Genomic DNA, 24,649 nt, shown 5'->3' with positions numbered 1-24,649 from the left:
CCTCTGTTGAAAATGAGTGTGAACGATCATTCTCAATTATAGGCAATAAGGAGGAACAGGTAAATATTTGTATTATGAAGGGAATGAAAAGTGACGCTTCGTTTCAGTGTGTTTTCACGGATTCAGAAAGGCCGACGGCGCATCCATCAGGAATGCGCCGTCGGCGGAAAAGGGTGCACTACGGGCGCGCAGGGCGCATCTGTCTAACTAAAATATGCCTGTAAAAAAGCCACTACAGTAAGAATGCAGAGGGCAACAACCAGAAATTCAGAAGACGTTTTTGGAACAGAAAACATGGCATACCTCAATTTATAAACCTGAGCGGGTTTTGCCATTATCTGCAGATAACATGAAGGAAACATTAAGAAACGCAGAGAAGAGGTGAAGCTGTGTCACAAATTTGTTACAGCGATGCCCGTTGTCATAAAAAAGGCATCGCCGGAAGGTAGGATCAGTGCGCCGTGTACCAGCTGACCAGCATGAAGCCGAGCAACGTCAGGGCAATCGAGCCGAAAAGATTAAGCGCGATATTGAGCAGGGCATCGCCAAAACGGCCCATTTGCAACAGCGTAACAACTTCCAGGGAAAACGTGGAAAAGGTGGTCAGCCCGCCGCAGAAACCGGTCGTAATGAGCGCTTTAACCACCGGATCGACGCTGTTCATGCGGCCAAAAATCGCGATGGCCAGGCCAATAATAAATGCGCCGATGAGATTGACGGCCAGCGTACCGAGAGGCACCACAGGCGTGATCACATTCATTTTGAGCCCGAGATACCAGCGAGCGACACTGCCAACCGCACCACCAATCAACACAGCAAGAAAGGTACTGAACATAAAAAAAAACCTTAAAAAAAAGTGAAATTCAGAAAGGCCCGGGCACGACGCTACGAACCTCTCACGAGATTGCGTAGACATCATCAGCCGGTAAAGGCGGTTTGGGAGGAATGTCATCTCCATATTGCAGACAGTAAGTTTACCGTGTGTGATAGCGATTGTGTAGCCGCGAATGAGAAACAGATTTTAACAAGGAAATAGTCATGTTAATCAGAGAAGGTGATGTAAACGACGCACAGGTTCTGGCGGGATTACTCGGCGATTTGGATTATCCCAATACGCCGGAAGCGATCGCTGAGCGGATTGTCGTAATGGCCGCCAATCCGGACAGCCGTTTGCTGGTAGCCGAGAGCGAAGGGCGCGCCGTCGGTTTTATTTCGCTACATTTTATCCCGCAAATCGCCCTCGCCGGTGAATTCTGCCGGATCAGTTATTTGTGCGTGAGCAGTGAATCGCGTGGCGAAGGTATCGGGCAACAATTGCTCGATGAGGCTGAAAGGCTGGCCGGCGACCGTGGCTGTGACCGGATGGAAGTTCACAGCCATACGCGCCGTGTCCGCGCGCACGTGTTTTACGCCCGCGCGGAATATGAGGAATCGCCTAAGTATCTGATGAAAAAGCTGACGCCCCGCTGACCATCATGCGCCCAGCGCCAGAACGATGGCGTCGGCAATCAGGTCCACTTTCTCAGGTTTAATCTGGCTGGTGCTGATACGGATAAACTGCCCCGGCCCAATGCGGCTGCGCTCGCCGGGCAGAACAGCAATGCCGCGTGCCGCCAGCGTGACCAGCGCAAACTGTTCCGACGGAACGGGGATCCACATTGCCAGCCCGTCGCGTTCCGGGATATTTACTCCGCGAATGCGCAGCGCGTCAGACATCGCTTTGCGGCGCTGAGCGTAAACCGCTTTCGCACGGGCAATGCTTTCCTGCGTTTTAGAATCCTTGATCAGCCACGCCAGAGCTTCCTGCAAAATTCGGCTCGACCATCCCGCTCCGAAGTTCCGGAATGATTTGATTTGTTTGATCAAATCCGTCGAACCGGAAATCACCGCCAGCCGTAAATCCGGCCCGTAAGCTTTGGAATACGAACGGACATGTACCGTGCGATCCGGCAATACGCTGCCCATGCTGACGGGCGCGTAGCGGGATAACTGCCCGATGCCGTCATCCTCAATAATCAGCGTATTGGTGTGGCGGAGAATTTCGGCCAGCTCCGCGTAACGCTCCGCATTCATGGCGTGACCGCAGTGCGAATGGGTGCGCGGCTGGTAAATAAACGCGGACGGATTTTTGGACAACGCCAGACTCAGAGATTCCGGCGTCGGGCCGAACTCATCGCATTTTACCGGGATCACCTGCGCGCCGAGATTATCCAGCATATCGAGCAAACGCGTGGCGGTCGGGTCTTCAATCGCCACGACGGAACCTTGCATCAGCAGGGTTTGTAGCGTGAGGTTCATGCCGTCAAATCCGCCGTCGGCAGACATGAACGCCGGTGCGTCGTAAGGCCAGTCCTGACGTGCGGCTTCCAGCAGCGAAGGCGCGATGGCTTCGCGCTGATAGCTATTCAGGTTATCTGCGCCAACGCCGTGCTGCATGGCTTCTCGCAAATCAGGCAAAAGCGCCGGATCGGGCGATGACAGCGCGAGATCCGCAATAATATGCTCGCCAAAGTTACCGATTTTTTCAAACCTTGCCGGGCGCGGCGACAGCATGTCACCGCACACCCAGACGCCGTTGCGGCCTCGCCCGGCAATCACTTTTTGGCGACGGAGCTGACCCCAGGCGGCAGATACCGTGGCCGGGCTGACGCCCAGCGCCTGTGCCAGTTCGCGGACAGCGGGCAGATGCGTTCCGATCTCGATGACGCCGGACCGGATCATCGCCGCTGTTTCAATTGCAATGCCCCGCATCGAACGATCCTGTAATTGTGTCGCTAACCATTCTGCATCCAGCGTTTTTTCGAGGGGTTTATCTGCCATGTTTTTGCCTTTTGTTCAGTAACAAAGATTCTATTGTACATATTAATTTATGCCATTAGTATCAAACTTAGCCAACGGAGGCGATAAAATAATCACATTACGCTGAACATGATCTCCTTCGTAAAAGAATTTGGTGCGTTTCCGATAAGGTTTGTAAACGCACAGTTGTCTTTCTGCATATCAACCATGCTGACACTTAAGGGGATAGATGTGACGATTACCATCAGGCTGGCTGTTCGTGACTGGGATTATTTTACGCCGCTGGCGTTGGGCGACCTTAAACCTGAAGGGTTTAATCTCGAGATAGATCGCGTGGGAACGCTGGTGGATAACCTGGCGACCAGTGATAAATATGACGCGGGTGAAGTCTCTTTCAGCCGTTATGCGCAGGGGCGGGCTCGCGGTGAATCTGATCTGCTGGCGATCCCACACTTTCTGATGCGTGGTTTCCGCCAGCGCTGCATCATCACCCGTGAAGACAGCCCGCTGACCGAACTTTCTCAGCTGGCAGGCAAGCGCATTGGCCTGACCGGCTGGCAGGATTCCGGCAACACCTGGACCCGCACGCTGCTGGCGCTGGAAGGCGTCGGTATTGAAGACGCAAACTGGTACGTTGGACGTCTGACGGAATCGCATCCGGTTGTCGATCGTCTGGCCGGGTTTGGTCGCGAAGGGCGCATTGAAGCGGTGCCGGAAGAGCGCCCGATGATGGAACTGTTGCAGGAAGGCTGGCTGGACGCCGTATTCACGCCATTCATGCCTGACGGTTTCTTCAAGCCTGATTCCGGTTTCCGTCAGTTCCAGCCTGATTTCCGTGCGGCAGAGCTGGCCTATTTCAACCGCGTGGGTTACATCCCCGGCATTCACCTGCTGGCGATTAAACCTGCCCTGGCCGAAGAACATCCGTGGCTGCCGCAGGCGTTGAGTGAAATCATCGACCGTTCTTATCAGGTCTGGATGGATAAACGCGCAAAATATGCTGATACCACACCGTGGTTGCTGGACGACTTGCGTCGTACAGTGGTTGATTTACCTGCGGACTGGAACGCAAACGGTTTCGCCGCCAATGAAAAAATGATCGACGATTTTGCACATGAATTATATGCCCAGAAGCTGACGGCGCAGCGCCTCACACCGGCTGATTTGTTCCCTCAGTTCGCCACACAAAAGTGACGGGAGAGTAAAAATGAAAGTTGCATTAGGTCAGTTTGCTGTTTCCCGCGAATGGGAAGCCAACGTTGAAACCTGCCTTTCGCTGATGGCGAAATCTCTGGAAGCAGGCGTGGATTTACTGGTGCTGCCGGAAGGTATTCTGGCGCGCGACATCACTGATCCTGATCTGGTTCTGAAAGCCGCACAACCGCTGGATGGTCCGTTCGTCAGCCAGCTGGTGGCCGCCAGCCGCAGCAATCAGATGACGACCATGATGAGCGTTCATACGCCTGCACCCGATGGTCGCGCATGGAACGTACTGATTTCTATCAGGAATGGTGAAATCATTTCAGAATACCGTAAGCTGCATCTTTACGATGCGTTCTCCTCGCAGGAATCTAAAAACGTCACGCCGGGCAGCGATGTACCACCACTGGTTGAGGTTGCCGGGTTTAATGTCGGCCTGATGACCTGTTACGACGTGCGTTTCCCTGAGCTGGCGCGTCGTCTGGTACTTGATGGCGCTGACGTCCTGGTCTTGCCGGCTGCGTGGGTCAAAGGTCCGCTGAAAGAAATGCATTGGGAAGTGCTGGTCACAGCCCGTGCGCTGGAAAACACCACGTATATGGTCGCTGTCGGCGAATGCGGTGAACGTAATATCGGTAACAGTATGGTGGTCGATCCGCTGGGCGTGGCGATTGCCCGCGCGGCTGAAGCCCCCGCACTGGTTTTTGCTGAGCTGGACAAAGATCGTCTGGCGCATGCCCGTAAAGTATTGCCTGTGCTGGCGAACCGCCGCTTCGGTTTGCCGCAACTGCGCAATGACTGAACCTGACTGCAGCCGGTCCTCAACGGTTGCACCGTCCGGTGAATAAAGCCGTACCGAGCGCCTCACCAGGGAACTCGTTTTTCATAAGACTTAAACACGATCTGAGCCAGGGAAGGTTTTCATTATAAATACACAACATTCATAAACTCACAGACCGACTTTTTACACAGAGGAATAAGAAAATGATGGCAAAACAATTACGTCAGGCTGCTGCACTGACCGCTGCATTACTTTCCGTAACGTCCATGAATGCCTTTGCTGCTGAAACGGTGGCGATCCCGGCTCAGACGATGGATCCGGCAATTCACGCCAAATTACCTGCGGATATTCAAAAATCCGGTGTGATGACCTCTGTGAACAACGGCTCGTTTCCTCCGTACGAAATCGTGACCGGGGCGAATGGTCTGGATGGCGCGAGTGCGGATCTGGCGCATGCACTGGCAGAAGTGCTGGGTGTGAAAATTGAGCACGCTTCCGTAAGCGGTTTATCCGGCATCCTCAGCGGAATGGCTGCAGGGCGTTATCAGATGGGTATCGGCCCGATTGGTGATTACCCGGATCGTCAGGCGAAAAATGATTTTATTGATTTTGTGAAGGAGTTCGTGGTGTTCGGCGTGCGTAAAGGCAACCCGGAAAACATCAATTCTCTGGATGATACCTGCGGTAAACGCATCGCCGTCATGGCGGGCGGATCTGCCGAACAGGTGATCCGTAAGCAGTCTGAAGTGTGCGTGAAAGACGGTAAACCGGCGGTTACCGTGCAATCTTTCTCTGACCAGCCCACCTCGATTCTGGCCGTGCGTTCTAACCGTTCGGACGCGTTCTTCTCTTCTCAGGCACCGCTGACCTATTTCGTTGAGAAAGCGAATGGCCAGCTGGAACTGACCGGCACCGGCAAATCCAACGGTTTTGGCGATATTTTCCAGGGAACGGTGGTCGCGAAGGATTCTCCTGTACGTGACGCTATTCTGGCGGGATATCAGAAACTGTTCGATAACGGGACTTACGCCATCATCATGAAAAAATGGGGTCTGGAAGGCAACATGATCCAGGCGCCGGGGATCAATCTGGCAAAGGCACAACCTAAATGACTGATAAAACGTATAGTTCAAAGCCGGCAGTCAAGGACGACTATACGCAGGATCCACGACGTAACGTTGAATTCTCCCACGCGCCACGCAACATTGGCCGCTGGATTGCGTGGATTGTCGCGCTGCTGATTGCCGCCGATGTGATTTGGGCCGTTTCGCATAACCCGAATTTCGAATGGCATGTGGTCGCGCAGTGGTTCACAGAAGCGACGATCATCAAAGGCCTGGGCGTTACGCTCGGCCTGACCGTGGTGTCCATGTTGATCGGGGTGTTCATCGGCCTGATGCTGGCGATCGCCCGTTTGTCTGACAGCCTGTTGCTGCGCAAACTGGCCGGTTTATACATATGGTTTTTCCGTGGCACACCGCTGCTGGTACAGCTTTTATTCTGGTACAACATGTCGACGCTGTTCCCCCGCGTAGCGATCGGCATCCCGTTTGGGCCGGAATACATGAGCTGGAATACCAATGATCTGATCACCCCGCTGACGGCGGCGATTGCCGGTCTGGCGCTGAATGAAGCGGCGTATATGGCGGAAATCATTCGTGCCGGTTTGCTGTCGGTTGATAATGGTCAGGCCGAAACGGCGCAGGCCTTCGGGATGAGCCGTGGCCGTGCGCTGCGCCGGATTATCATTCCACAGGCGATGCGTTCGATTATTCCGCCAACAGGTAACCAGCTGATCAGTATGATCAAAGCGACATCGCTGGTCAGTGTGATCGCAATGGGCGATTTACTGTACTCGGTGCAAACCATTTACAACCGCACCTTTGAAGTGGTGCCGATGTTGATGGTGGCGGTGGTCTGGTATCTGCTGATCACCTCAGTGCTGAACCTCGGCCAGTCGGCGATTGAACGTTATTATTCCCGTGGCACACGTCGCACGGTGGCGAGCGCCAAGCGTCGTCAGGAAAATGCGGAAGAAAAAGGGGTTCCTGTTATGAATCCACCGGGCCTGGCCCGCAAGGAGGACTTATGAGTCAACTTTCTGCCGACGCGCAGTCATCCGAAACGGCATCTCTGGTTGTAGCCCGTAATGTGCATAAAAGCTATGGCGATAACGAAGTGCTCAAAGGCATTGATCTGGATGTCAAACCCAGCGAGGTGGTGGTGATTTTGGGGCCTTCCGGGTCCGGGAAATCCACGTTCCTGCGTTGTATTAACCATCTGGAAGATATCGACCGTGGCTCAATCATGGTGGGTGGCGAGCAAATCGGTTACGAGCTGCGTGGCGACAGGTTGCATAAATTATCCGAACGGGCGATTGCGCGCCAGCGCCGTGATATCGGGATGGTATTCCAGCAATTTAACCTGTATCCGCACATGACCGTTTTGCAAAATATTATTGAAGCGCCGGTCGGTGTGCATAAGGAGAGCCGCCATGAGGCCGAAAAATATGCCCGTGAGTTGTTGCAGAAAGTCGGGCTGAGCGACAAAGCCGATGCTTATCCGCGTCATCTTTCCGGTGGTCAGCAGCAACGAGTAGCGATTGCCCGCGCGCTGGCGGTGAAACCGAAACTGATGTTGTTTGATGAGCCGACATCGGCGCTCGACCCTGAACTGGTGGGTGAAGTGCTGGCGACGATGCGTGATCTGGCGCAGCAAGGACTGACCATGATTGTGGTCACGCATGAGATTGGGTTTGCAAAAGAAGCGGCTGACCGGGTGGTCTTTATGGATCGCGGTTATGTGGTCGAGCAGGGTGCTGCGGATGAAGTGCTGGTCAATCCGCAGCATCCGCGTACGCAGGCGTTTCTCAGTCGCTTTATTTGACGTTTACAGCAGGAAAACCATGCGGGCTGAAACCGGGAACCGGGCAAGATTAACTTGCCGTTTCCACCCGGTTCCGCCCGTTTTTTTTGGCTTCATACAATGCGTGGTCAGCGGCATTCAGCCAGTGTGTCGCGGTTTCCTGAACGTCATCACATTCAGCAATACCCGCGCTGATGTGGATTCTCAGGTCAGGATGTTGCGGAAACAGGCTGTTATCCAGCCGGCTTTGCAAACGTTCTATCGCGCGCCGGGCCTGTAGCTCCGTGCTGTGCGGCAAAATAGCGGCGAACTCATCACCCCCAAACCGGCCGATAATATCGGCGGCGCGCATCGTATGCTGTAGGTCCTGCGCCAGCAGAATAATGGCCTGATCACCGACGCTGTGCCCGTAATTGTCGTTGATGGCCTTAAAGTGATCGATGTCGATCAGCACCAGCGTGGTTTTATGCCGGTAGCGGCGGAAGCTTTCCAGCTCGGTGTTAAGCAGCGATTCCCAGTGGCGACGGTTGTACAGCCCGGTCAGTCCGTCGCGCACACTGATTTGCATGATGGCCTGTTTATGTTCGGCCAGTTTTCGGGATGTGCGGTAGGTGACGTTGCCGAGAAAAATCGGGTAAATCATGATCATTGGCAGGCAGAGATAAAGCTGGAACGGCGTGGTTTCGGGCATGAAGGGGATATCGGCGACAAGCAGTAGCGCAATGGCAACCGTGATTTGCGCGATAACGCACCGGAAGAATAACCGCTGGCCGCCTGCGGAGATATTATTCATGCCCATCATGGCAAATATGGTGGCAGAGGGCAGGGCGTTGAAGCCCATCATTGCAATCCATATGCCGCCGAAAATGGCGTCGGCTTTCAGGTTATTGATTTCACTGTTAAACGGGCTTGCCGAACGCTTTGCTTTCCAGTAGGCAATGTGCGGCCAGATGAATCCGTTTAAAAACAGCAACAGCCAGAGCCAGACGGGCGTTGTGTGCTCAATCATCACCGAGCCGACACAAAAACTGCCCGTTCCCAGCCCGACGATGCGGGGCAAATAAGTCCTTTTGGCAAAACGTATTCCGGAATGATGAGTATCGTTAACCAGAGTCGTATGAAGCTTTTTCGGCATCGGTTCTCATTACAGGGTCAGTTAACCCGGGTTAATAATCTGGTCGAAATCAAATTTGAAGGTGTTTTACAGATTTTAAAAACTGAAAGACTTTATGAGCGTGCTATTCAAGCTCATAATAGCTTACTCTGGTCACAATGCGCACAGTTCTGGATCCGTTCTGTTACATTTTCGGGTTGTATTAACGTCGCGAATGGCCGTTAATAACGGCAAATTGTCACTGCTGTATTCCAGCACTCAGTGTAAAGAAGGTATGTATGGAAGGTCTAAGTATTACTAAATTGTTGGTGGTCGGCGTGCTGATCGTTCTGTTGTTCGGTACCAGCAAACTGCGTTCTCTGGGCGGTGATCTGGGTGCAGCACTGCGTGGCTTCAAGAAAGCCATGAATGATGATCCGGCGCCTGCTGAAAAAACCACTGCCGAAGAAAAACCAGCCGAGCGTGTCGAACACAAAGACTGAGTTTTTACGGAATTAATTCCGGTTACAAATTTCGGGCATTAAAAAAGGTTGTTCTTATGAACAACCTTTTTTGCGTTTTGGGCATCAAGAAGTAACGAGATATTACTTCACTTCTAACCCTTTGGCTTGCAGATCGGCGTGATAAGACGAACGCACGAACGGGCCACAGGCGGCGTGCGTGAAGCCCATTTCCATTGCCGCTTCTTTCATCTGGTCAAACTCTTCCGGGCTGACGTAACGCTGCACCGGCAGGTGATGACGGCTGGGTTGCAGATACTGACCCAGCGTCAGCATGGTGACGCCGTGGCGGCGCAGGTCACGCATCACTTCGATGATTTCTTCGTTTGTCTCACCCAAACCGACCATCAGGCCTGATTTGGTTGGGATTTCCGGATGCGCTTCTTTGAAACGTTGGAGCAGCGTCAGTGACCATTCGTAGTTAGCGCCCGGACGAACCTGACGGTAAACGCGCGGCACGTTTTCCAGGTTGTGGTTAAACACATCCGGCGGGCTGGCGTTGAGAATATCCAGAGCGCGATCCATACGGCCACGGAAATCGGGTACCAGTGTCTCGATTTTGATGGTCGGGTTTTTAGCGCGGATCGCCGTGATACAGTCGGCAAAGTGCTGCGCGCCGCCGTCACGTAAATCATCACGGTCAACCGAGGTGATCACGACATAACGCAATCCCATATCCGCGATGGTTTGTGCCAGTTTTTCCGGCTCATTGGTATCCGGCGCGGTTGGACGACCGTGTGCCACGTCGCAGAACGGGCAGCGGCGGGTACAAATTGCGCCGAGGATCATGAAGGTCGCGGTGCCGTGGTTAAAGCACTCTGAAAGGTTTGGGCATGCGGCCTCTTCACAAACGGAGTGAAGGCCATTCTTGCGCAGTGCGGATTTAATGCCCTGAATTTTCGTTGAGTCCGCAGGCAACTTGATTTTCATCCATGCCGGCTTACGTAACATTTCCTGCCGGTCACTGACCACGGTTTTCACCGGGATTAACGCCATCTTATCTGCATCGCGGTATTTGACGCCGCGTTCCATCTGAATCGGTTTACTCATAATCTTGCAGCTTCCAGGTTCGTCTCTCGTAACTCGAGTTTTTTCAGGACATTCAATGAACTGGCTGATTCATCAAAAAAAGTAGAAATAATGCGGAAATTATATCATTGAAGCATCACCGGATTCAGCCTTTACACATAGCCTGAAGTGCTAAACGCTGCATTTTTTTAACCTGAAGAAGATTTTTTCCTTAAAAAACTATTCTTATTTATCACTTAATTTTTTGATATATATAATTTTTTAAGTGCGACTCTCGTGATCTTCTTCTGGTGTTAATGGTGTGTAAATATTTTCGCCGATTCCGAAAATTTAGCCGGAAGACGTCAGCGATTCATCCTGTGAGAAAGCCAGTTTGATCGCATCAATAATCATGCTCAGCGTTTTATCGCTTTTTGCCGTTTTGTTGTAATACATGATGATATCAAATGACACCGCTGGAATATCCGATTCGAGGATATCGACCGGAAAACTTTTTTGCAGCAGTTCGACCATTTTTCTCGGCAATATCCCCAGCAAATCGGTGTTGGAAACCATCGAGAGAGAGTTTATTGCGTTATAACTGGTAAACACTATAGGGCGATCTGGCAGGAAACCGCTGATTTCAAATTGTATACGCTTGAGATCGCTGGCGTTTGTCACCACGGTGGTCTGCGGCATGGCCAGAGCCTGTTGGAGCGTAATGGTTTTATCCAGCGTCGGGTGATTCTTTCTGCACACAAATACCGCGGTATCTGACATCAGCCGGATGCCTTTCAGTGACTTGTTAAACAGCGGGCTGGTATCAATCACTAAATCCGCACGATGTTGGATCAGCGTATCTTCCGGATCGCTGAGCGGCAGGTGTTTCAGCGTGTAGTTGCTGTTGATTTTCATCAGCTCTTTGAGGATCAGCGGAAACGTTTGTAGTGCGACATACGGGTAACAACTGATGGTCAGTACGCGGGATTTGTCGTTATCGTGCGTAAAGTCCAGACCGGTGAGAATCGAACTCAAACCCTGACTGATGTGCTGATGCAAATTAATGGCATACGCCGTCGGGCTGATACCTTGTCCGTTACGGATAAACAGCGGATCGGGAAAGGTATTGCGTAATTTCTGAATGGACTGGCTGACTGAAGAAGGCGTCAGGTTCAGCGCTTTAGCGGCGTGAACAATGCCTTTATGCAGATATACCGCTTCGAAAACGGTGAGCAAATTGAGATCAAGGTTATGAAGCTTATTCAGGCTGGCACTAATATCGTTATCATCCATAAATATTTCCCGGCAGTGTGAAGGACTGTCCCGGTTATTAGCCGGGAAGTATGCTTATCCGTAAGCGATAAAATGCTAAGAAGTTCAGCGGGTGATAGTAAACCAGAATGCGAAGTAAAACTGCTAAAACGTTGATAAGTCTGATGGTAAAGCACAGGAATCAGAGCGGCGAAGTCGCGTACTGCTCAATTTGCCAGGGCAGATAATCAACTTGCTGATAATCAAGACGATGATTAAAGGATTTCACCAGAACCGGCATAACCTGGTCAACGGTCAGTCCCGGTTTTTCCAGGCTGGCCTGCGTCATTTCCAGACCTGCATACCCGCACGGATTAATCCGGTGAAACGGCTCGAGATCCATATCAATATTCAATGCCAGACCGTGCAATGAACATCCTTTTCGAATGCGCAGGCCGAGGGAACAAATCTTTTTGCCATCGACATAAACGCCGGGCGCATCGGCACGCGGGTAGGCATCGATAGAAAAGTGCGCCAGTGTATCCACTACGGTTTGTTCGATAGCCGTGACTAACTGACGGACGCCCAGTTTTTTCCGTTTCAAATCGACCATCACATACATCACCTGCTGGCCCGGTCCGTGATAGGTGACCTGACCGCCGCGATCGCTTTGGATCACCGGAATATCGCCGGGCATTAAAACATGCTCTGCCTTTCCTGCCTGACCCTGAGTGAAGACGCGCGGATGCTGAACCAGCCAGATTTCGTCCAGCGAGTCGGCGTTCCGGTGCTCAGTGAAATGGTGCATGGCCAGAGAGACAGGCTCATACGGCTGAAGGCCAAGCTGGCGCAGTACGATACGTTCTTGCGGATTATGTGATTGCACGGCAGTTATCGTCAGTAGGAGGAGGGAAACGCGCGACAGAATTTCTCTCGCGCGGGTCGGTCAGAAAGGGCTTACAGCACCATGCGGACAATTTCGATATTACCCAACTCAGAATACAGGGTTTCGACCTGATCGATGTGGGTGGCGGTGATCGTAATTGAAACGGAGTGGTAATTCCCTTTACTGCTCGGTTTTACCTGAGGATTGTAGTCGCCAGGCGCATGGCGTTGCACGACTTCCACAACCTGGTCCACCAGCTCGGGTTGTGCCAGGCCCATTACTTTGTAGGTAAAGGAGCAAGGGAATTCGAGCAGTTCGTTCAGTTTGGTTTTCATGTGCACTCCAGCGTATTAAGTATTATCTCTGAAAGTATAACTCCCGCCGAAGCGGGAGCCATAATCTATACCGATTATATGGGGATTGTTTCAAACTTTTTCAAGCGGGCAACTTAGCCAAACCAGTGGTGGAACATCAGCTTGATATAATCGACGATGCGGCCGAAGAAACCGCCTTCTTTCACTTCGTTCATCACGACCAGCGGACGTTCATCAATGGTTTTACCATCAAGCTGGAAATTGATTGAACCCACGACCTGATTTTTCTGCAATGGCGCGTGCAGTTCAGGTGTGTTCAGCACATAGCTGGCTTTCAAATCTTTCATGCGGCCACGCGGGATGGTCAGATAAGCATCTTTCTCAACGCCCAGCGCAACGCGATCGGTATCACCAAACCAGACTGGCTCAGAGGCGAATTCTTTACCTGCTTTCAACGGAGATACAGTTTCGAAGAAACGGAAGCCCCAGGTCAGCAGTTTTTTGCTTTCAACTTCACGGCCTTTATAAGTATGCCCGCCCATGACAGCAGAAATCAGACGCATCTGGCCTTCTGTTGCGGATGCCACCAGGTTATAACCCGCGGAATCGGTATGGCCGGTTTTGATGCCGTCAACGTTCAGGCTGTTATCCCACAGCAAGCCGTTACGGTTCATCTGGCGGATATTGTTGAAGGTGAATTCTTTTTCTTTATAGGTTGCGTACTCTTCCGGTACATCGCGGATCAGCGCCTGACCAATCAACGCCATGTCGCGAGCAGAACTGTACTGACCGGCGGCATCCAGACCATGGACGGTACCGAAATGGGTGTTTTTCAGGCCCAGCGCGTTCACGTAGTTGTTCATGATGGCAACGAACGCATCCTGACTTCCGGCGACGTGATCGGCCATTGCCACACAGGCATCGTTGCCTGATTGCAGAATAATGCCGCGGTTGAGTTCAGAAACTGGCACGCGATCGCCGGGTTTGAGGAACATCAGGGAAGAACCTTTGAACACCGGATTACCGGTTGCCCAGGCGTCCGGCCCCACGGTGACGATGTCGGTCGGAGAGATTTTGCCGGCTTTGATGGACTGACCGATGACATAGCTGGTCATCATTTTGGTCAGGCTGGCGGGGTCACGGCGCGCATCAGCATTCATTTCCGCCAGAACTTTGCCGGAGTTGTAGTCGATCAGGACGTAGGCTTCTGCATCAATTTGCGGAACGCCAGGGATCATTGTTTTTAAATTAACATCGTCGGCATAGGCGGACGCTGCACTGAAAGTGATAACGGTGCCAAATGCGAGGCTTTTGACTAAACGTGAAGTGTTTACAAGTTTCATGATCGGGACAACAACATCCGTGGAGGTAAGTGATAAACGTGCGCCACTATAGCAGAAGAGTCATAAGTCAGACATCTTCGATTACCGGCGCTTACTGACTTTTACTTATAAGAAAAGGGACTTATAAGTCCGGGGCCTGAGCCCCGGAGGGGTATTACATGCTGGCAGTGACAAAAGATTGCTGTTGGGCTTCGCTGGCGAGCCGCTGTTGCAGTTGAACCGCCTGCTGGCGCGTGCTGAAGGGCCCAAGCTGAACGCGGTAAGTACTGCCATTGGCCTGCACTTTGCCCGGAACGTTGAAGCGCTGGCTCAGGCTTTTCTGCCATAACTGTGCATTCTGAGGATTACTCAGCGCACCGACCTGTACCATATAACCAGAACTCGGAATGGCAGTAGTATGCGCTGGTGCGGCGGCAACCGGCGCGGCAGAGGCCGCGATAACCGGTGCTGCGCTGGCTGTTACCACCGGCGCGACAGGTTCGCTGCCTTCAAGTACACCCGCGCGCAATGGCGTTGGCGCACTCAGAAAACCCCCACCGCCGCTGTTGCCGGACATTGTGGTAGCAGCAGGCACATTTGCGTTGCTGCTGTCTTCGTCATTGGTCAGCGGTGCTGCGTTCGGGTTGCTCAGCGTACTGTTGCTGATCGGGCGCACATCAGAAGTGTTCACCGGTTCTGAGGACAGCGTCGGCGTTCCCATGCTGCTGGCACCCAGGCTCGGGCGCGATGGCAGGGCATAGGATTGCTTGGCCACAGTGGTACCGATGGTGCCCGGGCCAGACATCGTACCGTCCGGCGCAACGTTAATGAAATCAACGCGGACTTTGGTGCTGTTAGTCAGGTTCAGACGATCTGCCGCAGCCTGAGACAAATCAATAATTTTGCCCGGAACATACGGGCCGCGGTCATTTACACGCACCACCAGCATACGTCCGGTTGCCATATTGGTAACGCGCACATAGCTTGGAATTGGCAGGGTAGGATGCGCCGCCGTCATGGCTGTCGGGTCGAATTCTTCACCAATTGCCGTGGTATTGCCGCCGTTTTCCTGACCGTACCAGGCTGCCTGACCGACTTGTGAGAAGTTTGACGGATCTTTGACGATTTTATAGGTTTTACCGTTGACGGTATAATCCTGCATCGTGCCCTGATTATAAGGTTCGTAACGCGGATCAGCCCCGCCGATTTCCACCACAGGGCCGTTGTAGGCTTGTTGCGGTGCCGGTTGTTGTTGCTGAGTATCATCAGTGGCGCAGCCACTTAACAGCAAACCGATAATGACAGCTCCAAGCCACTCCTTACGCATTGCTCACCTCTATAAATTTTTTGACAACATTTTTCGATGAGTATGTATCGACATGACGATACCAAACCCTGCCATTAGCACGATGAGTGCCGACCCGCCATAGCTGACCAGAGGCAAAGGTACCCCAACTACCGGGACAATACCACTGACCATACCGATGTTAACAAACACATAAACGAACAGAATCAACATCAAACCACCGGACATTACGCGCCCAAATGTGGTCTGTGCATTGGCCGCGATCACCAGCCCGCGCATGATAAGGCACAGGTAAAGCCCGAGCAGAACCAGCACGCCGATAAGGCCCAGTTCTTCGGCCAGTACGGCAAAGATAAAGTCGGTATGACGCTCTGGCAAAAATTCCAGCTGTGACTGCGTTCCGTGCAACCAGCCTTTGCCGGAGAGACCGCCGGAGCCAATCGCAATCTTCGACTGAATAATATGATAGCCCGCCCCGAGCGGATCGCTCTCCGGATCAAGCAGCATCATGACGCGGTCTCGCTGATAATCGTGCATCAGGAAGAACCACAATATCGGAATAAAGGCGGCGACCAGAATGGCGGCGACCGCAATCAGTTTCCAGCTCATGCCCGACAGGAACAGGACAAACAGGCCGGATGCGGCAATCAGAATTGACGTCCCCAGATCCGGCTGCGCAGCAACCAGCAGGGTAGGGATGAAAATCAGCGCCAGCGCAATCGCCGTATTTTTCAACGACGGCGGGCAAACGTCGCGGTTGATAAAGCGGGCGACCATCAGCGGAACGGCTATTTTCGCCAGCTCTGACGGCTGGAATTTTATAATCCCTAAATCCAGCCAGCGTTGCGCGCCTTTACTGATACTGCCAAATGCATCGACCAGCACCAGCAGGAAAACGCAGAATATATAGAGATAAGGTGCCCAGCTTTCATAAACGCGCGGGGGGATTTGTGCCATCACCAGCATAATCACCAGACCCATCAGGATCTGGCCGATTTTACGTTCCATCATGCCCATGTCCTGACCGCTGGCGCTCCACATCACGAACGCACTGTACGTCAGCAGCGCAAGTATGATCAGCAACATGGTCAGGTCGATGTGCATTTTCGACCACAATGATCTTTTTTGTTGGTTCTCAGTCATTGCCGGTTAATCACCTTCAGTTCCCGGTGGCGCGGGTGCGTCAGCCGGCAGTTGTGTCGTGTTATCGCCCAGTAAAATATGGTCGAGTATCTGCCGCGAAATTGTCCCTACCGCCGGGCCCGCACCACCGTTTTCCAGCACTACAGCAACGGCGACGGTTGGTTTGTCATACGGCGCGAAAGAGGTCATCAGTTTGTGGTCACGCAGATGTTCAGCAATCTTATGCGCATTATAGATTTCATTGGCTTTCAAACCGTAAACTTGTGCTGTCCCGGATTTTGCGGCCGCTTTGTATGGCGCGTCGGCGAAATATTTACGGGCCGTGCCGTTCGGACGGTTGGCAACACCATACATCCCGTCTTTCGCAATTTCCCAATAGCCGGAATGGATATCGCCAATCTGCGTGGTTTCCTGCTGCTGATACGGCACCTGCTTGCCATCCACTTTCGTGCTCAGCAACAGGTGCGGCGTTTTGACATTGCCGTCATTAATCAGCGTGGTCATGGCTTTCATGATTTGCACCGGCGTTGCGGTCCAGTAACCCTGGCCTATACCGACAGGAATAGTGTCACCCTGATACCACGGTTTTTTAAAGCGTTTAAATTTCCAGTCGCGGTTTGGCATATTGCCGCTGCGCTCTTCGGATAAGTCGATACCGCTGTACTGACCATAGCCGAATTTCCCCATCCATTCAGAAAGACGGTCAATCCCCATATCGTACGCAACCTGGTAGAAGAAGGTATCCGCGGATTCCTCAAGGGCTTTGGTCACATTCAGGCGGCCATGACCCCAGTGTTTCCAGTCACGATAGCGCTTGTCTGAGCCGGGTAACTGCCACCAGCCGGGGTCGAACAGAGAGGTGTTTTTGTTGATCACACCGGTCGTCAGCGCTGATACGGAAATATACGGTTTCACGGTTGACGCCGGCGGGTAAACGCCTTGCGTGGTACGGTTGATCAGTGGTTTGTTCGGATCGTTTAACAACGAACTGTAGTCTTTGCTGGAAATCCCGTCGACGAACAAATTCGGATCATAGCTTGGGTTAGACACCAGCGCGCGGATTGCACCATCACGCGGATCAGTGACCACCACGGCGGCGCGGCTGCCGGTCAGCAGGACTTCAATATATTGTTGAAGCGGCAGGTCGATGGTCAGATAAATATCTTTCCCGGCCTGAGGCGGCTCCTCATGCAACTGACGGATCACGCGGCCACGGTTGTTAACTTCCACTTCTTCATAGCCGGTTTTGCCGTGAAGCGTGTCTTCGTAAAAGCGTTCTATGCCGAGTTTGCCAATATCGTGCGTTGCGGCGTAGTTTGCCAGAATGCCGTCTTTATCCAGACGCTCAACGTCACGATCGTTAATTTTCGAAACGTAGCCGATAACATGCGTGAGGGCTGAGCCATACGGATAATAGCGGCGCTGATAGCCTTTGACTTCAACGCCGGGGAAATGGAACTGGTTCACGGAGAAACGCGCGACCTGAACTTCGGTCAGTGCCGTTTTCACTGCGATAGACGTAAAGCGTCGCGAACGCTGGCGCTCTTTTTTGAAGTTCTCGATATCGTCCGGGGTTAAATCGACGATAGGTTTCAGCCCTTCGAGCGTGGCCTGAAGATCATCGACTTTTTCGGGCACAAGTTCGAGCTGATAAATAGTGCGGTTTAACGCCAGCGGGGTTCCGTTGCGGTCATAGATAATGCCGCGGCTTGGCGCAATCGGCACCAGCTTGATACGGTTATCATTGGAACGGGTCTGATAATCCTGAAAACGGACAATCTGCAGGTTATACAAATTGAAAGCCAGGATACCACTAAGTAGCAGAATGCCGATGAACGCCACCAGTGCACGGCGCACAAAGAGGGCTGATTCAGCCGTATAGTCGCGAAAAGGGTTACGATCTATTTTCATCCCACTACTTAATTCATGTTGCTGACATTCACCACCCGTTATTCGCGGTGGTATGGATGATTAGTGGTAATACTCCAGGCGCGGTAAAGGCTTTCCGCGACCAGAACCCGAACCAGCGGGTGAGGAAGTGTCAACGGAGAGAGCGACCAGCTCTGTTCCGCTGCGGCTTTACAGGCCGGTGCCAACCCTTCCGGGCCGCCGATTAACAGGCTGACATTTCGTCCGTCCTGTTTCCAGCGTTCCAGTTGTTGTGCCAGTTGCGGGGTTTCCCACGGTGTGCCCGGAATATCCAGGGTCACAATGCGATTACCTTTACCGACAGCAGCCAGCATCTGTTCGCCTTCTTTTTCAAGAATGCGTTTGATATCAGCGTTCTTACCGCGTTTCCCTGCCGGAACTTCAGTCAGTTCAAACGGCATATCTTTCGGAAAACGGTGCAGGTAATCGTTAAAACCGGTTTGTACCCAGTCAGGCATTTTTGTGCCGACGGCGACAAGTTGCAGTTTCACGCATTAACCCCAGAGTTTCTCGAGCTCATAAAGCTGACGGCTTTCTTCCTGCATGACGTGAACGATGACTTCGCCCAGATCGACAACAACCCAGTCGGCTTCGTTGATGCCTTTCACGCCCATCGCGTCCATACCGGCCGCTTTCACTTCTTCAACCAGATGTCCGGCGATAGCCACTACATGGCGGCTGGATGTACCGGTACAAATAATCATGCAATCAGTAATACTGGATTTACCTTTAACATCAATGGCAATGATGTCTTGTGCTTTCAGGTCGTCGACTTTATCGACAACAAAATCTTGGAGCGCTTTACCTTGCAAAGGTTCCCCCTGGGGATGTTTGAAACAATTGACCTCACAAGACAGCCGCCGGTGAATCACCGAAGCAAACGCCTGTCTCATGATGGATACACATAGCGGTTATCAGGAAAACAACTGAAAACGTTTAACAATCAATACATTGTATTGGTTAATCACGCAGCGTTATCGAGAGCCGAAATTAAGCGGCGCAGTATACCACGCGTTAGCTACTCGCGGTACAAGCCCTGTGATTCTATATAGCGCTCAACGGCAGATGGCAGCAAATCTGAGCAATCAAGCCCCGCATGACGCCGTTCACGGATTTCCGTTGCTGAAATATCTATCAGCGGTGTATTGGCCTGATAAATGAATCCGGCGGGTTTCTGTTTGAGTTTCTCCGCATCGACCACCCGGTGTGCGTCGTACCAGCGCTGGAGCGCCGGCGTATCGAGCTGTTCCTGATATCCCGGACGCGCCATCACCACCAGATGACAAAAATCGAGCAGCGATTCCCAGCGGTGCCACTTGTGCAAGGTCAGCAATGAATCCTGGCCAATGATAAACGCCAGCGGGCAATCATCGCCATGTTCTTTACGTAACGTTGCAAGTGTCTCAATGGTGTAGGACGGCGTATCGACATTCAGCTCACGTGAGTCCACGGAAAACAACGGGTTACCCGCAACAGCCAGTTCAACCATGTGCAGACGCTGTTGCGAGCTGGCTTCCGGTTGCGGGCGATGAGGCGGCACGTTGTTAGGCAACAAAATGACCTGATCAAATCCGGCCTGTCCGGCCAGGTTGGTCACGGGCTTCAGGTGCCCGTAATGAATCGGGTCGAAGGTTCCGCCGAAGAAAGCCAGTAAGGGTGCCGGGCGTGAGGAAGAATGTGAGGTGGTGAGTGACATACTTGTGTCCTGCTTCAATACGAACCCGAACCCACGTAATCAACAGGCAGGGGTTTTCCACACAATAACATGGAAAGGCTTTCCAGTTCTGACCAGACAGACTGACCATAATCCTGTTTCAGGGTGATTTCCATTTGAGTCAGCAAACGGACAGCCTGCGTCAGATGTTCGAGTGATAAACGTTGTAACGCCTGCGTCACCAGCGTCCGGCGGTTTTGCCAGACCTTTTGCTGATCAAAGAGCGTGCGCAATGGCGTCGAATCCATTTTACGCTTCAGGTTAAGCAACATCAGAAGTTCGCGTTGCACGGTTCGCAGCAAAATAACCGGTTCGCTGTCTTCCTGCTGTAGCTGACGCAAGATGTGCCAGGCACGTTTGCTTTTGCCTGCCAGCAGTGCGTCGAGCCAGTGATAGGGCGTAAAGTGCGCGGCGTCGTTGACGGCCGTTTCAACGCGTGGCAGCGTGAGTTTTCCGTCAGGATAAAGCAGGGAAAGCCGCTCGAGGGACTGAGCTAACGCCAGCAGATTGCCTTCATAGCAATAACATAAAAGCTGGTTTGCCGGTTCATCCAGTTCAAGCGATAACGCCTGAGCGCGGCGGGTGACCCAGCGGGGAAGCTGCGCCTGTTCCGGCGTCTGACAGCTGACAAACACGCCTTTATCACTCAGCGCTTTAAACCATGCGCTGTTTTCCTGCGCTTTGGTCAGTTTGGTTCCGCGCAGCAACAGTAAGATGTCGTCATGCAAAAGGGTAGTCAGCTTGAGTAATTGTTCTGCCATCGGCGCAGTCGGGCCATTATCAGGCAGGATCAGCATCAGGGTCTGACGGCTGGCGAACAGGCTCAGCGCCTGACAGATACTGAAAATTGACTCCCATTCGGTGTGGGTGTCGAGGGCAAAAGTGTAGTGTTCCTGAAAATCAGAAAGCTGAGCCGTTTTACGGATACTGTCCTGACTCTCCTGCAAAAGCAGAGGATCGTTACCACATAGCAGATAACAGGCGCGCAGCCCCTCACGAAGCTGCGCGGCAAGTTGTTCCGGGTAAATTCGGATCATTTTGCGGAAGTGCTGGCCGGAGCCGGGGTCGATACTTCAGAGGTATCATACGACTTGCTGGCAGATGACCGGGTTGAAATCACTTCTACCTGACCATTCACTTCATCGGCTTTACGCAGTTCTGACGCATGAACCGCCAGTAACTTACGAATCAGCTGCTGAGCCGCCTGCTGGCGCATCTCTTCCAAAATAATGTCCTGCTCGTTATCTTTCGCCAGCGCCGTTAACGGGTTGTCAAAGAAGGAACGGAACACTCTCACATGGATCGGATACAAGTCTTTGCCCGGCATCAGGACCGTTGCATTGACGTCCAGTTGCATCTGGTACTCAGCCGTTTTACCGTCCTGGAAGATTGACGCAGTACTTCTGCCTGTCGATTCTGCACCAATGCGCAGCGAAGGGATGCCCTTACGCTGTTCTTTGGTTGGATCATCAACGATGGTCACGTTGCTCAGACGCAACTGAGATCGGATATCACGCGTCAACGGACCATACGGGTCACCACTGTCCAGAACGATGGTTCTCAGTTCGTCCGGAACGTTGGTTTTTCCACGTAAGTGGAAACCACAGCCTGCTGTCACCAGCACTGCTGCGGCCAGCAGCAGCGTCATTATAGGATGTCGCACAGATCCTCCTTGACTCAACCTACAACCAGGTTAAGCAGTTTGCCCGGGACGTAGATTACTTTACGGACCGTAACCCCATCCAGATATTTTGCGACCAAATGTTCTTCTGCCGCACGCTCGCGCACTTGTTGCTCGGTAGCATCAGCGGCTACGGTGATTTTAGCACGTACTTTACCATTCACCTGCACAACGACCAGTTTGGAATCTTCCACCATGGCCTGTTCATCAGCCTTTGGCCACGGCGCGGTATCCACATCACCTTCACCGTTCAGCGCCTGCCAGAGGCTGAAGCAAACGTGCGGAGTAAACGGATAAAGCATGCGGACAACGGCCAGCAGAGCTTCCTGCAGCAGTGCGCGATCCTGTTCAGTTTCCTGAGGTGCGCGGCCCAGCTTGTTCATCAGCTCCATCACCGCGGCGATTGCGGTGTTGAAGGTCTGACGACGGCCAATATCGTCGGTGACTTTGGCGATAGTTTTATGCAGGTCACGACGCAGATCTTTTTGCGCTTCGTTCAGGGAAGCCGCATCAAGGGCAACGGTCAGGCCTTTTTCTGAATGTTCGTAGGCCAGTTTCCAGACGCGCTTCAGGAAGCGGTTTGCGCCTTCAACGCCAGACTCCTGCCATTCCAGCGTCATTTCTGCCGGAGAAGCGAACATCATAAACAGACGCACGGTGTCTGCGCCGTATTTGTCTACCATCACCTGCGGGTCGATGCCGTTGTTTTTGGACTTGGACATCTTGCTCATGCCGGCGTAAACCAGCTCGCGACCTTGCGGATCGGTCGCTTTAGTAATACGGCCTTTTTCGTCACGCTCAACCGTGGCATCTGTCGGGGAAACCCAGATACGTTCGCCGTTGCTGCCGGTGTGGTAGAAGGCGTCAGCCAGCACCATACCCTGACACAGCAGGCGTTTTGCCGGTTCGTCGGAATCGACCAGACCTGCGTCACGCATCAGTTTGTGGAAGAAGCGGAAATACATCAGGTGCATGATGGCGTGTTCGATACCACCGACATACTGATCAACCGGCAGCCAGTAATTGGCCGCAGCCGGATCCAGCATACCTTCGTCATATTGCGGGCAGGTATAACGCGCGTAATACCAGGAAGATTCCATGAAGGTATCGAAGGTGTCGGTTTCACGCAGACCAGGAATGCCATTCACAGTGGTTTTCGCCCACTCAGGATCGGCTTTGATCGGGCTGGTGATCCCATCCATCACGACGTCTTCCGGCAGGATAACCGGCAGCTGATCTTCTGGCGTAGGAATAACGGTACCGTCTTCCAGTGTGATCATCGGGATTGGCGCACCCCAGTAACGCTGACGGGAAACACCCCAGTCACGCAGACGGTAGTTAACTTTTCGCTGACCAACACCCTGAGCAACCAGTTTGTCGGCAATAGCGTTGAAGCCTTCTTCGTGATTCAGACCATCGAATTCGCCGGAATTAAACAGCGTACCTTTCTCGGTCATCGCTTCTGCGGTGACTTCAGGATGGCTGCCATCAACGTTCAGGATAACCGGTTTGATCTGCAGGTTATATTTAGTGGCGAATTCCCAGTCACGCTGGTCGTGACCTGGAACGGCCATGACCGCGCCGGTACCGTATTCCATCAGAACGAAGTTAGCGACCCAGATTGGCAGTTTTTCACCAGACAGCGGATGAACAGCAAACAGACCGGTTGCCATGCCTTTTTTCTCCATCGTTGCCATTTCTGCTTCGGCAACTTTGGTGTTACGGCATTCGTCGATGAAATCGTTCAGTGTAGGATTATTTTGCGCACCCAGCTGCGCCAGCGGATGACCGGCGGCGACAGCCACATAGGTCGCACCCATAAAGGTGTCAGGGCGGGTAGTGTACACCGTTACTTTTTCGTCGCTGTCTGCCACGTCAAAAGTGATTTCCACGCCTTCGGAACGGCCAATCCAGTTACGCTGCATGGTTTTGACCTGCTCAGGCCAGCTTTCCAGCGTATCCAGATCGTTAAGCAGCTGATCGGCGTAATCGGTGATTTTGATGAACCATTGTGGAATTTCTTTGCGTTCTACTTTGGTATCACAACGCCAGCAGCAGCCGTCGATAACCTGTTCGTTCGCCAGAACGGTCAGATCATGCGGGCACCAGTTCACTGCCGAAGTCTTCTTATAAACCATGCCTTTTTCGTACAGCTTGGTGAAGAACCATTGTTCCCAACGGTAGTAATCCGGTTTGCAGGTCGCGATTTCGCGATCCCAGTCATAGCCGAAGCCCAGCAGTTTCAGCTGGTTCTTCATATATTCGATGTTTCCGTAAGTCCACGGCGCAGGCGCAGTGTTGTTTTTTACCGCAGCACCTTCAGCAGGCAGGCCGAAAGCATCCCAGCCAATTGGCTGCAGAACGTTTTTGCCGAGCATACGCTGATAACGGGAAATCACGTCACCAATGGTGTAGTTGCGCACGTGTCCCATGTGGAGGCGACCTGACGGATAAGGCAACATGGAGAGACAATAATATTTCTCCTTACCAGGCTGTTCGGTAACTTTGAAGGTTTGCTTCTCTTGCCAGTGAAGCTGAACGTGTGACTCAATGTCTTCTGGACGGTATTGCTCTTGCATGGCGGCCGGTGGTCCTGTGAGTGAAAACAGCTACGCCTGTAGCTCAAAAAGTTTTAATCAAAAGATCCGCATAGCATAGCCGATAAGCGGAGGGTGCAACAACACCCGCTGAAGGGCTAACGGGGATTTCTGCCTTCTTCTGACGCATTATTCATAATCTGCGAGTTAGCCCGGGATAATCTGCGCGCCGTATCAGGGATTTACGTCTAAAATAAAGACAATACGCTCCCGCCGGGCAAACGGTCATGTCAGTTCAA

24 protein-coding genes and 1 riboswitch are annotated in these 24,649 nt (G+C 52.5%); of the genes, 7 read left to right on the top strand and 17 right to left on the bottom strand.

The window, feature by feature from the left end; all coding sequences use genetic code 11:
* Positions 1–451: 451 nt before the first annotated feature.
* Positions 452–835 carry a fluoride efflux transporter CrcB gene (gene crcB, locus J8X26_RS22775; RefSeq protein WP_104922959.1) on the bottom strand — a complete coding sequence of 128 codons (384 nt, stop codon included), beginning with the start codon at positions 833–835 and terminating at the stop codon, positions 452–454.
* Positions 836–902: 67 nt separating this feature from the next.
* Positions 903–965: riboswitch (Fluoride riboswitch) on the bottom strand.
* A gap of 73 nt (positions 966–1,038) precedes the next feature.
* Between crcB and J8X26_RS22770 the strand changes: the two genes are divergently transcribed.
* A complete protein-coding gene (locus tag J8X26_RS22770) occupies positions 1,039–1,470 on the top strand; it encodes a GNAT family N-acetyltransferase (RefSeq protein ID WP_208952029.1) in 432 nt (143 codons plus the stop codon).
* Between the two features lie 3 nt (positions 1,471–1,473).
* Here the strand turns inward: J8X26_RS22770 and J8X26_RS22765 are convergent, their stop codons facing one another.
* The gene (locus J8X26_RS22765; protein WP_208952028.1) at positions 1,474–2,820 is read right to left on the bottom strand and encodes an aminotransferase class I/II-fold pyridoxal phosphate-dependent enzyme; all 1,347 of its coding nucleotides are present in this window, start codon (positions 2,818–2,820) and stop codon (positions 1,474–1,476) included.
* A 210-nt stretch (positions 2,821–3,030) separates the two neighbouring features.
* On the opposite strand from J8X26_RS22765, the gene J8X26_RS22760 reads away from it, so the two are divergent.
* The 5 genes from J8X26_RS22760 (at position 3,031) to J8X26_RS22740 (ending at position 7,666) form a co-directional block, all read left to right on the top strand.
* The gene (locus J8X26_RS22760) at positions 3,031–3,993 is read left to right on the top strand and encodes a nitrate ABC transporter substrate-binding protein (protein WP_165059407.1); all 963 of its coding nucleotides are present in this window, start codon (positions 3,031–3,033) and stop codon (positions 3,991–3,993) included.
* Positions 3,994–4,006: 13 nt separating this feature from the next.
* Positions 4,007–4,801, top strand: a complete 795-nt coding sequence (locus J8X26_RS22755; protein WP_165059409.1) for a deaminated glutathione amidase — start codon at positions 4,007–4,009, stop codon at positions 4,799–4,801.
* A 182-nt stretch (positions 4,802–4,983) separates the two neighbouring features.
* On the top strand, positions 4,984–5,892 hold the full coding sequence (locus J8X26_RS22750; RefSeq protein WP_152326427.1) for an ABC transporter substrate-binding protein: 909 nt from the start codon (positions 4,984–4,986) through the stop codon (positions 5,890–5,892).
* On the top strand, positions 5,889–6,872 hold the full coding sequence (locus J8X26_RS22745) for an amino acid ABC transporter permease (RefSeq protein ID WP_208952027.1): 984 nt from the start codon (positions 5,889–5,891) through the stop codon (positions 6,870–6,872). Before J8X26_RS22750 ends, J8X26_RS22745 begins: the two co-directional genes overlap by 4 nt.
* Positions 6,869–7,666: an amino acid ABC transporter ATP-binding protein gene (locus tag J8X26_RS22740; RefSeq protein ID WP_152326429.1), complete on the top strand. Its 798-nt coding sequence runs from the start codon at positions 6,869–6,871 to the stop codon at positions 7,664–7,666. Before J8X26_RS22745 ends, J8X26_RS22740 begins: the two co-directional genes overlap by 4 nt.
* Positions 7,667–7,715: 49 nt before the next feature.
* On the opposite strand, the gene J8X26_RS22735 is transcribed toward J8X26_RS22740, so the two are convergent.
* Positions 7,716–8,780, bottom strand: a complete 1,065-nt coding sequence (locus J8X26_RS22735) for a diguanylate cyclase (protein WP_208952026.1) — start codon at positions 8,778–8,780, stop codon at positions 7,716–7,718.
* A gap of 257 nt (positions 8,781–9,037) precedes the next feature.
* Here J8X26_RS22735 and tatE point away from each other — a divergent pair, with 257 nt between their 5' ends.
* Positions 9,038–9,241: a twin-arginine translocase subunit TatE gene (tatE, locus tag J8X26_RS22730; RefSeq protein ID WP_095921144.1), complete on the top strand. Its 204-nt coding sequence runs from the start codon at positions 9,038–9,040 to the stop codon at positions 9,239–9,241.
* A 102-nt stretch (positions 9,242–9,343) separates the two neighbouring features.
* Here the strand turns inward: tatE and lipA are convergent, their stop codons facing one another.
* From lipA to leuS, 14 genes are all read right to left on the bottom strand, one after another.
* Entirely contained in the window at positions 9,344–10,309 is a 966-nt protein-coding gene (gene lipA / locus J8X26_RS22725; RefSeq protein ID WP_152326431.1) for a lipoyl synthase, read from the bottom strand.
* A gap of 309 nt (positions 10,310–10,618) precedes the next feature.
* Positions 10,619–11,560: a YbeF family transcriptional regulator gene (locus tag J8X26_RS22720; protein ID WP_152326432.1), complete on the bottom strand. Its 942-nt coding sequence runs from the start codon at positions 11,558–11,560 to the stop codon at positions 10,619–10,621.
* Positions 11,561–11,720: 160 nt separating this feature from the next.
* Positions 11,721–12,404: a lipoyl(octanoyl) transferase LipB gene (gene lipB, locus J8X26_RS22715; protein ID WP_152326433.1), complete on the bottom strand. Its 684-nt coding sequence runs from the start codon at positions 12,402–12,404 to the stop codon at positions 11,721–11,723.
* A gap of 71 nt (positions 12,405–12,475) precedes the next feature.
* On the bottom strand, positions 12,476–12,739 hold the full coding sequence (gene ybeD / locus J8X26_RS22710; RefSeq protein WP_101075657.1) for a DUF493 family protein YbeD: 264 nt from the start codon (positions 12,737–12,739) through the stop codon (positions 12,476–12,478).
* Positions 12,740–12,852: 113 nt separating this feature from the next.
* Positions 12,853–14,061, bottom strand: coding sequence for a D-alanyl-D-alanine carboxypeptidase DacA (gene dacA, locus J8X26_RS22705; protein ID WP_101075658.1), 1,209 nt, complete (start codon positions 14,059–14,061; stop codon positions 12,853–12,855).
* A gap of 154 nt (positions 14,062–14,215) precedes the next feature.
* Complete coding sequence (gene rlpA, locus J8X26_RS22700; RefSeq protein ID WP_152326434.1) at positions 14,216–15,367, bottom strand: endolytic peptidoglycan transglycosylase RlpA; 1,152 nt, start codon at positions 15,365–15,367, stop codon at positions 14,216–14,218.
* A 9-nt stretch (positions 15,368–15,376) separates the two neighbouring features.
* Entirely contained in the window at positions 15,377–16,489 is a 1,113-nt protein-coding gene (gene mrdB, locus J8X26_RS22695; protein ID WP_112287630.1) for a peptidoglycan glycosyltransferase MrdB, read from the bottom strand.
* A gap of 6 nt (positions 16,490–16,495) precedes the next feature.
* Positions 16,496–18,400 (bottom strand): peptidoglycan DD-transpeptidase MrdA, encoded by a 1,905-nt coding sequence (gene mrdA / locus J8X26_RS22690; RefSeq protein WP_152326435.1) that lies wholly within the window; start codon positions 18,398–18,400, stop codon positions 16,496–16,498.
* A gap of 38 nt (positions 18,401–18,438) precedes the next feature.
* Complete coding sequence (gene rlmH / locus J8X26_RS22685) at positions 18,439–18,909, bottom strand: 23S rRNA (pseudouridine(1915)-N(3))-methyltransferase RlmH (RefSeq protein WP_013576495.1); 471 nt, start codon at positions 18,907–18,909, stop codon at positions 18,439–18,441.
* Positions 18,910–18,912: 3 nt separating this feature from the next.
* The gene (gene rsfS, locus J8X26_RS22680) at positions 18,913–19,230 is read right to left on the bottom strand and encodes a ribosome silencing factor (protein WP_152326436.1); all 318 of its coding nucleotides are present in this window, start codon (positions 19,228–19,230) and stop codon (positions 18,913–18,915) included.
* 206 nt (positions 19,231–19,436) lie between these two features.
* A complete protein-coding gene (gene nadD / locus J8X26_RS22675) occupies positions 19,437–20,114 on the bottom strand; it encodes a nicotinate-nucleotide adenylyltransferase (RefSeq protein ID WP_208952025.1) in 678 nt (225 codons plus the stop codon).
* A 14-nt stretch (positions 20,115–20,128) separates the two neighbouring features.
* Positions 20,129–21,169, bottom strand: a complete 1,041-nt coding sequence (holA, locus tag J8X26_RS22670) for a DNA polymerase III subunit delta (RefSeq protein ID WP_152326438.1) — start codon at positions 21,167–21,169, stop codon at positions 20,129–20,131.
* Positions 21,166–21,795 (bottom strand): LPS assembly lipoprotein LptE, encoded by a 630-nt coding sequence (gene lptE / locus J8X26_RS22665; RefSeq protein ID WP_152326439.1) that lies wholly within the window; start codon positions 21,793–21,795, stop codon positions 21,166–21,168. The genes holA and lptE overlap by 4 nt, the downstream gene beginning before the upstream one ends.
* Before the next feature lie 14 nt (positions 21,796–21,809).
* Positions 21,810–24,392: a leucine--tRNA ligase gene (gene leuS, locus J8X26_RS22660; RefSeq protein WP_208952024.1), complete on the bottom strand. Its 2,583-nt coding sequence runs from the start codon at positions 24,390–24,392 to the stop codon at positions 21,810–21,812.
* Between the last annotated feature and the right edge of the window lie 257 nt (positions 24,393–24,649).

The organism is Rahnella sp. ChDrAdgB13, from assembly GCF_017655185.1.
Classification (GTDB): Bacteria; Pseudomonadota; Gammaproteobacteria; order Enterobacterales; family Enterobacteriaceae; genus Rahnella; species Rahnella contaminans.
Note: the sequence above shows the minus strand (reverse complement) of the source record. Positions and strands in the feature narration are given on the sequence as shown.

Bases quoted from the DNA above. Each gene is read 5' to 3' on its own strand.
- J8X26_RS22765 (WP_208952028.1), bottom strand. From the start codon at position 2,820: ATGGCAGATAAACCCCTCGAAAAAACGCTGGATGCAGAATGGTTAGCG.
- J8X26_RS22735 (WP_208952026.1), bottom strand. From the start codon at position 8,780: ATGCCGAAAAAGCTTCATACGACTCTGGTTAACGATACTCATCATTCC.
- holA (WP_152326438.1), bottom strand. From the start codon at position 21,169: ATGATCCGAATTTACCCGGAACAACTTGCCGCGCAGCTTCGTGAGGGG.
- ybeD (WP_101075657.1), bottom strand. From the start codon at position 12,739: ATGAAAACCAAACTGAACGAACTGCTCGAATTCCCTTGCTCCTTTACC.
- tatE (WP_095921144.1), top strand. From the start codon at position 9,038: ATGGAAGGTCTAAGTATTACTAAATTGTTGGTGGTCGGCGTGCTGATC.
- J8X26_RS22770 (WP_208952029.1), top strand. From the start codon at position 1,039: ATGTTAATCAGAGAAGGTGATGTAAACGACGCACAGGTTCTGGCGGGA.
- rlpA (WP_152326434.1), bottom strand. From the start codon at position 15,367: ATGCGTAAGGAGTGGCTTGGAGCTGTCATTATCGGTTTGCTGTTAAGT.
- J8X26_RS22740 (WP_152326429.1), top strand. From the start codon at position 6,869: ATGAGTCAACTTTCTGCCGACGCGCAGTCATCCGAAACGGCATCTCTG.
- J8X26_RS22745 (WP_208952027.1), top strand. From the start codon at position 5,889: ATGACTGATAAAACGTATAGTTCAAAGCCGGCAGTCAAGGACGACTAT.
- J8X26_RS22755 (WP_165059409.1), top strand. From the start codon at position 4,007: ATGAAAGTTGCATTAGGTCAGTTTGCTGTTTCCCGCGAATGGGAAGCC.
- mrdB (WP_112287630.1), bottom strand. From the start codon at position 16,489: ATGACTGAGAACCAACAAAAAAGATCATTGTGGTCGAAAATGCACATC.
- J8X26_RS22750 (WP_152326427.1), top strand. From the start codon at position 4,984: ATGATGGCAAAACAATTACGTCAGGCTGCTGCACTGACCGCTGCATTA.
- crcB (WP_104922959.1), bottom strand. From the start codon at position 835: ATGTTCAGTACCTTTCTTGCTGTGTTGATTGGTGGTGCGGTTGGCAGT.
- mrdA (WP_152326435.1), bottom strand. From the start codon at position 18,400: ATGAAAATAGATCGTAACCCTTTTCGCGACTATACGGCTGAATCAGCC.
- nadD (WP_208952025.1), bottom strand. From the start codon at position 20,114: ATGTCACTCACCACCTCACATTCTTCCTCACGCCCGGCACCCTTACTG.
- J8X26_RS22720 (WP_152326432.1), bottom strand. From the start codon at position 11,560: ATGGATGATAACGATATTAGTGCCAGCCTGAATAAGCTTCATAACCTT.
- leuS (WP_208952024.1), bottom strand. From the start codon at position 24,392: ATGCAAGAGCAATACCGTCCAGAAGACATTGAGTCACACGTTCAGCTT.
- lipA (WP_152326431.1), bottom strand. From the start codon at position 10,309: ATGAGTAAACCGATTCAGATGGAACGCGGCGTCAAATACCGCGATGCA.
- dacA (WP_101075658.1), bottom strand. From the start codon at position 14,061: ATGAAACTTGTAAACACTTCACGTTTAGTCAAAAGCCTCGCATTTGGC.